Annotated in this window: 12 protein-coding genes; 6 read left to right on the plus strand and 6 right to left on the minus strand. The window is 39.3% G+C overall.

Annotated elements, in window-relative coordinates; all coding sequences use genetic code 11:
* Positions 1 to 48: 48 nt before the first annotated feature.
* The 3 genes from bioB (at position 49) to ACFSR8_RS09845 (ending at position 2,702) form a co-directional block, all read left to right on the plus strand.
* Entirely contained in the window at positions 49 to 1,143 is a 1,095-nt protein-coding gene (bioB, locus tag ACFSR8_RS09835; protein ID WP_380291527.1) for a biotin synthase BioB, read from the plus strand.
* Positions 1,144 to 1,269: 126 nt separating this feature from the next.
* Positions 1,270 to 2,124 carry a cupin-like domain-containing protein gene (locus ACFSR8_RS09840; protein ID WP_380291529.1) on the plus strand — a complete coding sequence of 285 codons (855 nt, stop codon included), beginning with the start codon at positions 1,270 to 1,272 and terminating at the stop codon, positions 2,122 to 2,124.
* Positions 2,125 to 2,186: 62 nt separating this feature from the next.
* Positions 2,187 to 2,702, plus strand: a complete 516-nt coding sequence (locus ACFSR8_RS09845) for a DUF6646 family protein (protein WP_380291531.1) — start codon at positions 2,187 to 2,189, stop codon at positions 2,700 to 2,702.
* Between the two features lie 61 nt (positions 2,703 to 2,763).
* Here the strand turns inward: ACFSR8_RS09845 and ACFSR8_RS09850 are convergent, their stop codons facing one another.
* The gene (locus ACFSR8_RS09850; protein WP_380291533.1) at positions 2,764 to 3,243 is read right to left on the minus strand and encodes a regulatory protein RecX; all 480 of its coding nucleotides are present in this window, start codon (positions 3,241 to 3,243) and stop codon (positions 2,764 to 2,766) included.
* A 71-nt stretch (positions 3,244 to 3,314) separates the two neighbouring features.
* On the opposite strand from ACFSR8_RS09850, the gene ACFSR8_RS09855 reads away from it, so the two are divergent.
* Complete coding sequence (locus ACFSR8_RS09855) at positions 3,315 to 5,687, plus strand: hypothetical protein (protein ID WP_380291535.1); 2,373 nt, start codon at positions 3,315 to 3,317, stop codon at positions 5,685 to 5,687.
* A 1-nt stretch (position 5,688) separates the two neighbouring features.
* Here ACFSR8_RS09855 and ACFSR8_RS09860 read toward each other — a convergent pair whose 3' ends face one another.
* The 4 genes from ACFSR8_RS09860 to gdhA all read right to left on the minus strand — a co-directional run bounded on the left by ACFSR8_RS09860 (position 5,689) and on the right by gdhA (position 12,636).
* Positions 5,689 to 8,100 (minus strand): TonB-dependent receptor, encoded by a 2,412-nt coding sequence (locus tag ACFSR8_RS09860; protein ID WP_380291537.1) that lies wholly within the window; start codon positions 8,098 to 8,100, stop codon positions 5,689 to 5,691.
* A 3-nt stretch (positions 8,101 to 8,103) separates the two neighbouring features.
* A complete protein-coding gene (gene recO, locus ACFSR8_RS09865; protein WP_380291539.1) occupies positions 8,104 to 8,823 on the minus strand; it encodes a DNA repair protein RecO in 720 nt (239 codons plus the stop codon).
* A complete protein-coding gene (gene porZ, locus ACFSR8_RS09870) occupies positions 8,823 to 11,177 on the minus strand; it encodes a type IX secretion system anionic LPS delivery protein PorZ (RefSeq protein ID WP_380291541.1) in 2,355 nt (784 codons plus the stop codon). Before porZ ends, recO begins: the two co-directional genes overlap by 1 nt.
* A 115-nt stretch (positions 11,178 to 11,292) precedes the next feature.
* A complete protein-coding gene (gene gdhA, locus ACFSR8_RS09875; RefSeq protein WP_380291543.1) occupies positions 11,293 to 12,636 on the minus strand; it encodes an NADP-specific glutamate dehydrogenase in 1,344 nt (447 codons plus the stop codon).
* 198 nt (positions 12,637 to 12,834) lie between these two features.
* On the opposite strand from gdhA, the gene ACFSR8_RS09880 reads away from it, so the two are divergent.
* Entirely contained in the window at positions 12,835 to 13,638 is an 804-nt protein-coding gene (locus ACFSR8_RS09880) for a THC0290_0291 family protein (protein ID WP_380291545.1), read from the plus strand.
* Positions 13,639 to 13,661: 23 nt separating this feature from the next.
* Positions 13,662 to 14,384, plus strand: coding sequence for a DUF3298 and DUF4163 domain-containing protein (locus tag ACFSR8_RS09885; protein WP_380291547.1), 723 nt, complete (start codon positions 13,662 to 13,664; stop codon positions 14,382 to 14,384).
* Here the strand turns inward: ACFSR8_RS09885 and ACFSR8_RS09890 are convergent.
* Positions 14,364 to 14,828: a DinB family protein gene (locus tag ACFSR8_RS09890; RefSeq protein ID WP_380291549.1), complete on the minus strand. Its 465-nt coding sequence runs from the start codon at positions 14,826 to 14,828 to the stop codon at positions 14,364 to 14,366. The genes ACFSR8_RS09885 and ACFSR8_RS09890 overlap by 21 nt on opposite strands.
* Positions 14,829 to 14,882: the final 54 nt, after the last annotated feature.

Raw genomic sequence — 14,882 nt, forward strand, 5'->3', positions numbered from 1 at the left:
ACCCCTTAATTTTAAATTAGTATTTTTGAATTAACTAACTGACGATTTATGAGTGAGACTAAACACAACTGGACCAAACAGGAAATTTTAGATATATATAATAAACCCCTCATGGAACTGCTTTACGAAGCAGCCACGATTCATCGTAAAAGTCACGACCCGAATACCGTACAAGTATCTACTTTGCTTTCAATAAAAACAGGAGGGTGCCCGGAAGATTGTGGGTATTGCCCGCAGGCCGCACGCTATCATACAGATATTGAAGGTAATGATTTAATGAGCGTACAACACGTAAAAGCCCAAGCCTTACGCGCTAAGGCGGGGGGCAGTTCACGCGTTTGTATGGGAGCGGCTTGGCGAAATGTCAAGGATGGCGAAGAGTTTGATCAGGTTTTGGAAATGGTACGTACCATCAATAAGTTGGATATGGAAGTGTGCTGTACCTTGGGGATGCTTACAGAAAATCAGGCGCAACGTTTGGCTGAAGCAGGACTGTATGCCTACAACCATAATTTAGATTCTTCGGAAGAATATTATAAAGAAGTGATTTCTACCCGCGGTTTTGAAGACCGATTGGAAACTATTGATAATGTCAGGAAAACAAACGTGACTGTTTGTAGTGGAGGTATCATCGGCATGGGTGAAAGTATTGAGGATAGGGCAGGAATGCTCGTAGCCTTATCCACTTTAAATCCACAACCGGAATCCACACCTATCAACGCACTGGTCGCTGTGGAAGGCACACCTTTGGAAGACCAAAAACCTGTTTCCATCTGGGATATGGTGCGGATGGTGGCAACCACACGTATTGTACTCCCTGAAACGCAGGTGCGCTTAAGTGCAGGGCGTACCCAAATGACCAGGGAGGGACAGGCAATGTGCTTTTTTGCCGGGGCTAATTCCATTTTTGCTGGGGATAAATTATTAACGACCCCAAACCCGGATGTGAATGAGGATATGGAAATGTTTAAGCAATTAGGGTTAAATCCACAAAAGGCATTCACCAAAAAAGTACAGCCGCAAACTGTGGAAGCCGAAGATTCGCAATTTGAAGCTTTAGGCGAAAAACCAAAATGGTCTCGCCCGGAACATACTATTGAACGTAACGAGGCGGCCAAGGAAAAAGCAAAAAGCCCCTCCTAGCCTCCCCAAAGGGAAGGAAAACTCACTGTACATACAATACCACGCCGTATTTCCCCTCCATTGTAGGGGTCAGGGGAGGCCTATTTTTTCTTAACTTTGAAGCCAAATCAAACTAAACCTTATTCGTTGAACTTACAGGAGGTACCGCGCGTAAAAACGATTACAAAGGCGGATTTTTTAAAGCAGTATTTTAAGCCACAGCAACCTGTTGTGATTGAGCGTTTTATTGACGATTGGCCGGCCTATGGTAAATGGAGTTTGGACTATATGAAGGCCATTGGCGGGGATTTGACAGTGCCACTTTATGACGACAGACCAGTGGATTACAAAGAGGGGTTTAACGAGCCACACGCTACAATGAAGTTAGCCGATTATGTGGACTTGTTGAAAAGCGAGCCTACCAAATACCGGATTTTTTTATGGAACGCCCTTAAGGAAATTCCCGAGTTACAGGACGATTTCACTTTTCCTGACTTTGGGTTGCGCTTGATGAAGGGTCTGCCCATGCTGTTTTTTGGTGGACAGGACTCCCACACCTTTATGCATTACGATATTGATCTGGCCAACATTTTTCATTTTCATTTTGATGGTAAAAAGGAATGTATTTTGTTCCATCCAGACCAAACCGATTACCTCTATAAAATCCCACATTCATTAATCACTCGTGAGGATATCGATTTCCACAGTCCCGATTATGAGAAATGGCCCATGCTGAAAAAGGTAAAGGGCTACAAAACCGAATTGAACCATGGTGAAGTCCTTTACATGCCAGAAGGTTATTGGCATTACATGCGCTACATAACCCCAGGATTTTCGATGAGCTTGCGGGCTATTGCCAGGAACCCTAAAAACTTTAGCAGGGCTCTGTACAACATTGTTTTTATGCGCCATTATGATAATTTAATGCGAAGAATAAAAGGTCAAGATTGGATCGATTGGAAAAACCAGCAGGCCATTGTCCGCACCCATAAACATTTGTAAATAAAACCTTTGATGTTTTAAAACATGTAATATCTTTGCGCACTAAATTAAACACTCAAATCATGAAAAATTTAGTTTTAGCAATAGCAATGTTGTGTACGATACTCGCTGGTGCACAAGCTTATACGGGAAAGAACGACAACAAATTTCAAGTGGGAGCCAATGTTCAGGACAATGGCTCGGGTATTAACCTAAGTTATGATTTTGGTATTGGGGAAAACATCTCCATTGGTCTAACTTCAACCTATCTTTTGGGCGTGAACAGTGCTTTAAAGGATAATGCTAATGACGATTTTAATGCTGATTTCGACAATCGTTTCGATGTAAGAGCCCGTTTTAATGCCAACTTGGGTAGCGTTATCAATGTTGACGACAGCTTTGACGTATACCCCGGTTTGAGTCTAGGACTTAAGAATTTTGGTGGACATTTAGGTGCACGATACTTTTTTACAGATGGCTTTGGGGTTTATACCGAATTTAATGTCCCATTAGCAAAATATAAATCTGGAGCATTAACCGCTCCTGAAATGTTGCACAATCAATTTACAGTAAACTTCGGCGCAAGTTTTAATCTATAAAGAGCAGTAAACATTTATAAAAAGCGGACGAGGCATGTTATTCGTCCGCTTTTTTATGGCTTTACCCGAAAATGGCTTTGGCTTTTTCGTACACCAAGTGCGTTTCCCAGCCCCTATACAGTAGATAGTCGATTAATTTGCGCCTTTTTTTATGTTTGCTAATTCCTGTAATGGAATTCGCCTTTTTTTCGGCTAAACCATTGAAAACCTCGATATACTCCGTTTCTTCTATTTCAGCAAGTGCCTGATTTATATTAACTTTGCTGATGTCTTTTTGTCTTAATTCATAAGTCAATCGACGCCGGCCCCAAGCCTTTATTCTAAACTTACCCCGAACAAATGTTTTGGCAAAACGTTCTTCGTTAAGAAAGTTATGCTCTAAAAGATGGACGATGATCACATCGATGGCCTCAGGTATCATGTGCATGGATTCCAGCTTTTTCCTAACCTCTTGATGGCAACGTTCCTGATACGCACAATAGTGCTCTAGTTTTCTAGTAGCTTCTTGTACCGTATATGTTGTTTTGGCCTGCATGCGCATTTCAAAAATAACGATTGAAAATAGAAAAAGGATTTTATAGATACCAAATCTAAATTAAAAACTTAACGATTATGAAAAAGATTACTTATTTATTGATGTTGCTGTTGGTTTGTAGCTGGAGTTATGGACAAATTTTGACTTTTGATTTCGCAGGAAATGTTGGTGACGAAGCGTCAGTCATTTCAAATTCAAATGACGCAGGATTAACGTCTTCGGCAATTACAAGGGGTTCTGGTTTATCTGCAAACAATAATGCAAATAGTTTTAATTCACAGGATTGGGCATTGACTAATATTGCTAATGCGGTAACTGGAGACAATTATGTTGAGTTTACGGTTACACCTAATTCAGGTTATGAATTCGACATTACAAGTATAAATATTGATTTTTATCGCTCTGCTACAGGGGTTAGAGGGCTTGCACTAAGAAGTTCCATTGATTCCTACACAAGTAATATTGATACTGAAAAAGTAGTTCTTGACAACACAAATCTCCAAAGTTTTTCATTTACGGTTTCGCAATTGAATAACACCTCTGCTGTTACTTACAGGATTTATGGTTGGTCAGAAGCAACTGGAGGTTCTGGCAGATTTGAAAGTGGAGGAAATGATATTGAAGTGAATGGAACTGTAGGCATTTTTAGTTCATGCACTGGTGTTACAACCTGGGATGGTACTAGTTGGGATAATGGCGTTCCAGCTTTAGCAACAGATGTTGCTGTAATAGATGGAGCTTACACCACTAATGCAACAGACGGAAGTTTTTCAGCCTGTAGTTTAATCGTTACCTCTACCGGATCATTGACCATTGAGAACAGTTATTATGTGGAGGTAGTAAACAATGTTGATGTCAATGCTGGTGGTACAATTTTAGTACAGCCCGAGGGTGCATTTATTCAAAATAATGATTCAGGCACAGTAACTAACAATGGAACGATTCAAGTAGCAAAGGATACAGCACCTTTAAATAATTGGTATGAATACACTTACTGGAGCTCACCGGTATCAAATGCAACAGTTAATTTAGCATTGTCCGATTCTGATTCAGACAGACGATATACTTTTAATGCCAGCCAGTTCAACGATGCCCTGGCAGAGACAGGCAACAACAATGTATTTGTTGCAGGTCAAGACGATATTGACGATGAAGGTGATGATTGGCAGTGGGTAAATGGGATTTCAACCATGACGCCAGGTGTAGGTTATGCCGCCACTCATTCAGAAATCGCGTATGTTTTCCCGGGTGTGCCTTACAGATATACTTTTGAGGGGACTTTCAATAACGGTATTGTTAACGTACCTGTTGATCGAAATGATGCTACCACGTCAGATTTTAATTGGAATTTCATAGGAAACCCCTACCCATCAGCCATTGAGGTGGCCGCATTTATGACTCAAAATATGTATGATGGAACTACGAACCCCTCAGGAACTTTGGATGGCGCAATTTACTTTTGGTCTCACAATACAGATTTAGATGCCGCTACTAACGGTGAAGAGGCCTTTAACTTCACCACATCAGATTATGCCATTAAAAATGGAGCTTCATCTACTGCAGGAGGTGATGGTTTAGCTCCAAATGACTTCATCCCTTCGGGCCAAGGTTTCTTTGTGAATTTTTCGGATAGTCGTCCGACCAATTCTGGTACCGTTGTTTTTAACAACGCCATGAGAAGCCTGAGCTTATTTCCAGATAACAGTCAATTTTTTAAAGGAAATAACTCTAAAAAGGATTCACAAAACGATGCCAATAAATTATGGCTTGATTTGACATCTGACAATGGTGTTTTCAATCAAATTTCCATAGCCTATGTAAATGGCGCTACCAATGGTGATGATGGTGCCTTCTACGATGCACACAAAATTGTTGCTCCAACGACTTACGCGGCTTTGTATTCGAAAATTGAAAATTCAAATCTGAAATATGCTATTCAAGGAAGGAATTTCAATAGTATCAATGTAGATGAAGTCATTCAACTTGGATTTAGTACTATCATTGATGTGCCCACAATTTATACACTTTCAATTGCTAACCTTCAAGGCGATTACCTGACGAACAATACTGTTTATTTAAAAGACAATCTGGAAAACAAACTCCATAACCTATCCGATTCAGATTATACGTTCACGTCTGAAGTTGGGGAATTTAATGAGCGCTTTGAGATTGTTTTTGATGCGAGTGCTCTTTCGATTGAGGACAATTCTTCAGAGTCTAATGAACTAAGCATAGTTGAATTGGAAGGTGACAAGGTTCAGTTTTCAACGAGCGGATCCACCATCAAATCTGTTGCAATTTTTGATCTTTTGGGGAGACAACTATATGATTTAAAAGGCACTAGCGCATCCGAAACCTATGCATTATCCAACTTGAAAAGTTCCATTTTTATTGCTAAAATAGAATTGTCAAATGGGACAGTGATAACCAAAAAGGCTATTAAACAATAACTTATAAGCTATATTTTAAGGCGATAATGAGGTTCCTGCCAGGGGCAGCAATCCCCGAAGAATATGGTCTATAGCGCTGGTCGGTGATATTCTCCAGAGCGACTGTCAAATACGTACTTTTATTTACCTTATATTGTGTTCTTAGGTTTACCGTATACCAAGATGGTGCATATGGATTGCCGTTTGCATCTTTTGTGTACAAATAGTCCTTTTGTTTTTCTGATGGTGCCAATTGATTGAACGACAATTCCCCATTATATTCCGCAAAAGCATCAATGGTCAGTTTTTTTCCTGCCCAAATTACATGGATATTTCCAAAACTAGGAGCCACGTGCCTAATAGGGACCTCTATATTATCATTTTCTTCCGTACCGCCAATAACACTGTATTGCGAAGTCAATCGAAGATATTTCGAGACCACAAGTGTTAACCCTGCTTCAAACCCATAAATCCATGCTTTTGAGGCATTCTGTATGGCCTGCACATTGCTCATTTCCCCGTCGTACATTATTTGGTTTTGACCATTCAATGTATAATCCCTTCTTACAAGAGCATTGTCCAAATAGGTGTAATAGGTGTTTAAATCCAGGACCAGCTTTTGATCAAAATTCAATTTCAAACCTAATTCTCCACCATAAGCATATTCTGGCCTTAGATTTTCATTTGGCACGACTACTGAGCCAGGTTCCGAATCGAATACCTTTCCAATATCATCAATATTTGGCGCCCGAAATGCCGAAGCTGCATTTAACTTCCATTGCATCGTTGTATTAGGCGACCAGGTTAAGCCGGCTGTTCCGGAAAATGCTCCTGCACTATTTTTTGCACTTTGAAAGGGCAAGTTTAAAAAGGCATTATTCTCTGTAAAATCTGCCTTTGACCTCACGTGGTTAAAGCGAACACCGGTTTGAAATACAAATCTTGTATTTGGTTTGTACTTTAAACTTGAGTAGATGGCTGCAGACTTCCAAGTAGCTCCATTAGGGTATCGAGAAATGGTATTGGACAGTGTTCCGGAACTAATATCCTCAAGCATACCGTCCGACATCACTTTGTTATGCACATATTCTCCGCCATAAAAAAATCTCGTTTTATCACTCAAACGTTTTTCAAAATCCAAATTAAAGGAATAGGCATTCAAGGATTCCTCACGAATATTTCTATCGTTCGACAGAAAATTTCGGTCTATCCTACTTTCTTTAAAATTCTGAAAAGCCAATGTAGCTTTAATTTTATCATATAAATTGGAGTTACTGCTTAGTTTGGTCACCTGCAAGTTGGACATAAACCATTTTTGAGGACCATAATGCCACTCTGCCGAACGAAGTGCGTCCCCGTTATAGCGTATCAGCCTATCATATCTTGGAATATCCGAAGACCTTGAATAATATAAACCAAAGTCAAAACTTAAATCTTTGTAGGGTTTGTACCTGACCTTTTGCATGGCATTGAACTGGTGATAGCCTGAAAATTTCTGCACCTTGGGATTGCTGTTTTCCAAAATCACATCGTTCCCGTTACTGGAACTTACAAACTCCGAACGCAAATAGTCCTCAGGGCCATGGCTACCCATTCTTAAATCGTTAAAATCCGTAAAGGTGGCATTTGTAACAAAAGCCCATTTCTTATACCCCAAATTAATATCAAAATGTGCCGTCTTTTCGTTACTGGCCGTGGCATATCTCGTTAAAATATTGGATGATACTTTCATGGAATCGGATTCCGATAGCCTAGGGGTCTGTGTATAGAATCCCATTACCCCGCCAATAGCATCACTCCCATAAATTACCGAACCTGGCCCTAGTATAATCTCAGTGTTTTCAATGGACAGGGGGTCTATTGAAATCACATTGTGTAAATTGCCACCTCTAAAAATGGCGTTGTTCATCCTTACCCCATCCACTGTAATCAATAACCTATTCGTAGAAAACCCCCGAATCATAGGGCTACCTCCTCCCAACTGACTTTTTTGCACAAAAACCATCCCTGAGTTTTGAAGCAAATCAGCACTAGTTTGTGGATTCATCAACTCAATTTTTTCGGAGTTGACACTGATAATCTTTTGTGGGATATCCCTTTTATTCTGCTCAAACTTGGATGCTGATATCACGATTTCGTTCAAGCCTTGTGTGTTCGCATCAAGGTAAACAATGTTGGATTTGGGAATATGAGACTTAATTAAAATCTTGGTTTCGTGCGATAAATGCTGAAAATAAAGGGTGTCATTTGGGTTAAATTGATCTAATTGAGCAAAGCCCTTAAAGTCGGTAATAGCACTTTTGGCTTGGCTTTTATCAAATATGGCCACGCCGGAGATTGGCTCTTGGGTAATTGCATTCGCCACTTTTACCTCTTGGGCCTTTAAGCTGTATGTACACAGCAAAAGCAATAAAAGTAAAGCGGTAAACTTCATGTCCTAATTAAATACTTGATTAAAAACCTGTAGTGATTTGGGGGTTTTGAAACCGCCCAAATGTAGTTCAAAATAAAGCAACATCATACTTAAAAATGATTGTCTTCGCGATGCGCTTATTTTTATACTATCCAAGGCATCAAATGTTGTGCCTAACAAACGTTTTAAAAGTATTAAATTTTCTCCTGAAACGGAGTATTTATCGTGGCTTTCACTTGTAAATGTGCCGTCCATCAAATTAAAAAAATTAAGTTCCATTTCTCTTTCCTCTGGATAAAAACCGAGATATTTGCTGAACTTGAGCAAAAAGAGCAAATGAAAGTTTGAATATTCGGTGTGTATATCAAACCATTGCAAGGCCGTTTCCAAATAAGAATACAATTCTTCATTGTTTTCTTCTTCTCTTAAGGTAGTTGTCAATACTTCAGATAAAAATAGGACTACGGCACTTTTGAGAACATGGGAATGCAGAGTACCATAAAGATAATGAGGCCTGACTTCTTTTATGGAGTGCAATGAGCGAGAGGGATTATAATTAAAAGTGATTTGGAGTTGGGATAGCAACTGAAAATATGCTGTCTTGGTTCCGGACCTTTTGGATTTCAGCGCGCCTCTTATTAAAAAGCCAACTACCCCATGTTGTTTTGTATAACACTTAACAATTAAATCGTTATCCCTATATTTTAATTTGGATAGAACAATGGCTCGGGAAGTGCACAGCATTATCTCACTACCATTAATTTTATCACCTTAGTTTCAAAGCTGTCCATGTCGGCAAGCATGATAAGATAAACTCCGGATGCCACAACATTATTGGCTAAGTTTTTACCATTCCAATAAGCCGTACCGCCGTCAATTTCCAAATTATAGCCGTTATATCTTAAATTGGTTCGGGATTGTGCTTCGGCGACCAAATTCCCTTCAATATCCGTAATTTTTATATTGACATTTTCTGGAATGTCCTTTATTTTTACTTTGTCGTCGACAATATTGAAATTGGGTCGAACTGGATTGGGATAGGCGTGCGACGATGAAAAATCCTCTGTTGTGCCGGAGCCACCGGATGCGAAAGATACTAATCCTTTATCTGTGGCAATATATAAGGTGCCATTGGTATCGTCCAAGGAAATATCGGTAATTGTGTTTGAAGGCAATGGGGAATTTTCCTTTGTAAAATGAAAAATAGTGTTTTGACCATCTGATGAAAGGTAAAACAATCCGGACCCCACAGTGCCAATCCATTTATTATTTGATCCATCAACAACTATTCTTGAAACTAGTTGCTGAAACAATAACTCCCTTGCAATTCCGTCTTGCTCAATAATAATCTCACTTGCCCTGGCATCATCATCCTCAAAAAAACCTGAAGCATTAAAAATCACTCTGAGCCCTCTAAAAGTCCCCACCCAAACCTGGCCACGTCTATCGACGGCCACGGCTGTTGCAAAATCCGAAGGCATATTATCCTCTTCTTTGTATAGCGCCTTAACTCTAGGATTTCCTCCGTTTTCATTAAAACCAATGATCCCCCTATTGTATGACACTACCCATTTTGTGCCGTCAGGCCCTATAGCCATATCTCTATATCCAAGATTGCCCGCAATATCGTCATCGGGGAGAACGCCTGTGAATGCATAAGAATTCCAGTTACCACTACTCGGGTCGTAAGATTTCAGAGGTTTTGTAATTCGACTTGTTATGGTCCAAAGCAATCCATCTGTATCAAACTTGGACATACCTACTCTTATATCTACATAGTCAGGGTTTGAAGCTGATATTAAGGATTCTAGTGCGCTATTAGTTTGGTCAAACAAAAAGCTGGGGACTCCATCATTTACCTCCAAAAGGCCGTTAAAAAAAGAGCTTATAAAAACTTGATTATTATTATAAGGATTAATAGATATGCTATTTAAACACCTTGCTCCCAAAACGTCGGAATAAGGCGTATTGGTCCAAGCGTCTCCATTAAACCGACTAAACCCGCGACTATTCAATGGATACGGGTTTAAAAAAATCGAGTATTCGCCAAAAGTTATCCAAACATTGTTGGACTGGGCGTTTACCGAAAAGGGACTGTTTAACAATGGCCCATCCGGATGTATTTCTTCAAAAGTAGTAGGGTTTGATATGGGGGTATTTAAAATACCATACTCCTGTGTTCCGATAAACAAATCCTCTGAAACCAATGTTGCGGAAAGGTATCTGGCATCAAACTCCACGCTTATATCTACCTGGCTTAATAAATCAAGACTTTCGTCATAAACAAAAACATTGGTATTTGTGGTTACAACATAGTTGTTTCCCACTGATGTAAGCTCGACGGGCGTACTACCATACAAAACTCTCTCAACTAAGGCATCATTAACTAATTCATAGATTCTTCTATTGCTTCGGACAGTATAAATGTTATTCTCCGTTGCTTCAATTGCCAAAAAATCTCCATTTATAATGGTCGTCCAATTTTGGAAATCAATTAAGTTTGGATTAGAAATCGATCCTTTTCTTATTCCTTGCCCTTCCGAGCAAGCCGCGTATATATACTCTCCAAAAACCGTGGTTTGATTTACACCAATTTGACTACCGCCATTGCCAATAAGATAGGTGTCTCCAAATTCCAGTCGTTCCATATCGTAAACAGAAATACCAAAATCCGTTGCTATATAGGCCAAATTTCCCAGCGCATTAAAATGATTTATTTTTTTTCGTGAAGGCGGAATGGTGGTTTTATCAAGTATATCAACCACAGATAATACATCATCGTCATTATCAAGCACCACTTCTATAAGTCCATTTTCATACCCTATCAACAGTAACTCATAAATATCGCTGTAAAAAATAGTGGATATTTCATCTCCCGACAACCCATTTACCGTGGTTATCTCCTCTATTTCCCTGGTTTGCGTGTCATAACGAAACACTGCATTTTCTGATGCCCCATAGACTTGATTTTCACCACCATTTATTACTTTGGTAATTTTAAAATAGGAAAAATGCCCTTTCCAAAGTGCGGAAAAATCTTGTGCATCCAAAAACAATGGCACAAGGCATACCAATAATAGAAGTATTCTTTTAATCATAGATTCTTTTCTGCGCTCAAATATATTTATTAGTAACGAGTTTTGGCTTAAAATAATATACTTAAAGCAAAAAAGCTTCCCAAAAGGAAGCTTTCACTGTATAATGAACCAAATATTAAACAACACCCTGAGCCAACATCGCATCGGCCACTTTTACGAACCCTGCTATATTTGCACCTTTTACGTAATCAATGTAGCCATCTTCCTCCTGCCCATATTCCGTACAGGAATTGTGAATATCCTGCATGATTTCCCGAAGTTTTTTGTCCACTTCTTCCCGAGTCCATTTGTAACGAAGTGAATTCTGGGTCATTTCTAGACCTGAGGTAGCCACACCTCCAGCATTTGAGGCCTTTCCGGGGGCAAATAAAATTCTTGCCTTGTGGAATTCTTTTATAGCTGCGTTCGTAGAAGGCATATTGGCACCTTCGCTTACGCACATACAGCCATTGGCCAGCAAGGTCTTTGCATCCTCTATGTCTAGTTCGTTTTGTGTGGCGCAGGGCAGAGCAATATCGCATTTCTCACTCCAGGGCGTTTTGCCTTTCACAAATTTGGCTTCCGGATATTCTTTTACGTATTCCTTGATTCTGCCTCTTTTTACATTTTTTAGATGCATCACAAATTTCAATTTATCTGCATCGATTCCATCTTTGTCATAAATATATCCCGAAGAATCGGAAAGGGTAACCACTTTTGCACCTATGACAATACACTTTTCGGCGGCATATTGTGCCACGTTTCCAGAGCCTGAAATAACAACCGTTTTTCCTTCAAAATTGTCATTTTTCGTCCTTAGCATATTTTCAGCAAAGTAAACGGTTCCATATCCGGTAGCCTCCGGCCGAATTAAAGAGCCTCCCCAGGTCAGTCCTTTTCCCGTTAATACACCAGTGAACTCATTGCGCAATTTTCTATACTTCCCGAAAAGGAATCCTATTTCCCGCTGGCCAACACCAATATCCCCGGCAGGAATATCGGTATTCGGGCCAATATGCCTGAATAATTCACTCATAAAAGCATGGCAGAATCGCATTATTTCGTTATCGCTTTTCCCTTTTGGGTCAAAATCGCTACCACCTTTTCCTCCTCCCATGGGCAAAGTGGTCAAGCTATTTTTAAACACTTGCTCAAACGCCAAAAATTTTAAAATACTTGCATTTACCGTAGGGTGAAAACGTAACCCGCCTTTGTAAGGCCCGATAGCCGAATTCATCTGAATGCGGTAGCCACGATTCACTTGAATTTCTCCATTATCATCCACCCAGCATACCCTAAATGAAACTAAGCGTTCGGGTTCCACCATCCTCAACAATACGTTTTTACCATAATAAATATCGTTTTGTACGATATAAGGAAGTACGGTTTCGGCAACTTCTTCCACCGCTTGTAAAAATTCTGGTTCATGGCCGTTACGCTCTTTTACCATATCTAAAAACTCGGCAATAATTTCTTTCATGGGTTAACAAATGTTTAAATTTTAATAAAAAAACAATTTTAAGGTGCAAATATACGTTATCTGTAAAAATATAGCAGTTTTTTTTAATTTTTCGCAATAGAAGGAGAAAGCAAAGTGCGCTTCATCAGAAATATTTGGTAGTTCATCGGCATTTTATATATTTGTTGCGTTAACGCCCTCGAAAACAAAAATCTAATTATGCTTAACTTTAAACGTTTAGCTTTAGTCTTTGGCTTACTTGCCATTAGCCAAACTGGGTACTCTCAATTGGGCTTCTCTCACGAAATAGGCGTTATCACAGGACCTGTTCAATTCAGGTCAGATTATGGTGTTCGAGAAAATGAGGAAACGAATTTTGGAAATTCGGGCATTGGTATTGGCATTGTGCACTACATCAACTTCTCTTACAGAGCTGATTGTAATTGTTATTCTACAGATACTTATTTTAATGACCACTTTAAGCTGCGAAATGAGATTTCGTGGAATAGAACCAAGTTGGAGCACTTCGGAAAATGGGTTGATCCCAGTAGAACGACAGAAGAGGCTAACCAGTTAAGAGCACACAAGGGAGTGGCTAACAATTTAGATATTGGTACGCAGCTTGAGTTCTTTCCCCTAAGTATTCGTTCGTTTCAGGCTTATGGTTATCGATTGGCTCCTTTTGTAAGTTTAGGTGTTCACTACACGCGATATACTCCTGAAGTTTCTACAACTTATGATAATCCCAACCCGCTTCTGATTGGAGATGTTACAAACGCTAGCAACTTCTATTCGGGATGGGCACCGGGCTCTGTAGATGCCTCCCCAGGTGGAACATGGTCTACTGTTACAAGTGTTGGCTTTCGGTATAAAGTAGCGCCCCTAGCTGATATTATGCTGGATTTAAGATGGCAATATTATTTCAGCGACTGGATAGACGGCCTTAACCATAACCTTTCATACAATAAACACAACGATTGGCTGGTATGGTTAAACTTTGGTTATATCTACTATCTGGATTAACTATTCTGTAAATTAATTTTGCTGTGAGGAAGAAGATATTTTTATGTGTTTCGTTTGTCTTTTTCATTATCTCCTGCAAAGATGAACCCAAAACCATTGCTTTTTCTGAAGTTGAAAAAACAACGAAAAACAATGCCATCGTTCAAATCCATATTCCTGAAGCTTCTCAAGAAAATATCATAGGAAAAAACATTAACGATGAGATTGAGCGGTTCGTAGCAGGCTTGCTTACAATTGGTGAACCTGAAATCGATAGCAATAACTTATCACTAGAAGCAGAAATTGAGGCTTTTAATACGGCTTATAAAGATTTTATAAAAGATTTTCCTGAAAGCAACCAAATATGGGAAGCACAGATAGATGGGGAGGTGGCCTTTTCCTCATCTGAAGTTATTACAATTGCAATTACTTCCTATCTAAATACTGGAGGGGCACACGGCAACACGAATATTTCATTTTTGAATTTTGATTTCACAACAGGAAAGCCCATTCCGAACGAGAATCTTTTTAAAAATATTGATGGTTTTAAAACGCTTGCAAAAACTTATTTTGACAAAGCAGTTGAGAATAAATCTGTCCTTTTTGAACCTGACTCATTCGACCTACCAGCCAATATGGGTTATACCGAAGAAGGCATCATTCTACTTTACAATCCTTACGAAATTGCACCGTATGCAAAAGGCATTATCGACTTTAACATTCCTTTTGAAAACGCTAAGGACTATCTAACCTTTCAAGGCCTTTAAAAGTGCCAAAACATAGCCGTAATGCAGGCCCTCGTGGATAGCAATAAACTGCAGGGCCTCGTCAATATTGTTTAAGGTGTTGCCTGTTGTTGAAACCGTATAAGCGTTATAATCCTGAAAAACATCGTTGTAGTAGTCCTCCCGTGTTTTTTCAAGGTTTGAATGTAAAAGTCCTTTTATCTCATCTACTTCTGCTTGGCTTACATCATCATTAGGCTTACTATCCTTTCGGTATTTGTTTATCATTTCATCTGATAACGTCGATTCCAATCCCGACAGCTTATAAGCTAATAACTGCTCCGAAACTACGACATGTCCAATATTCCAAATGATATTGTTGTTGAAGCCCTTAGGAACATTATTTAAATCTTCTAATGAATTATTTTCTATGATTTTTTTGAATATGCCTCGTGTATTATTCAAAACCTGAAATGTAAATTCCATCTAATTTAAATTTTTGATAAATATAGCTAAATCAACATAAAATGACGTAGAAGA

This window comes from Hyunsoonleella rubra, assembly GCF_042684665.1.
Lineage (GTDB): Bacteria > Bacteroidota > Bacteroidia > Flavobacteriales > Flavobacteriaceae > Jejuia > Jejuia rubra.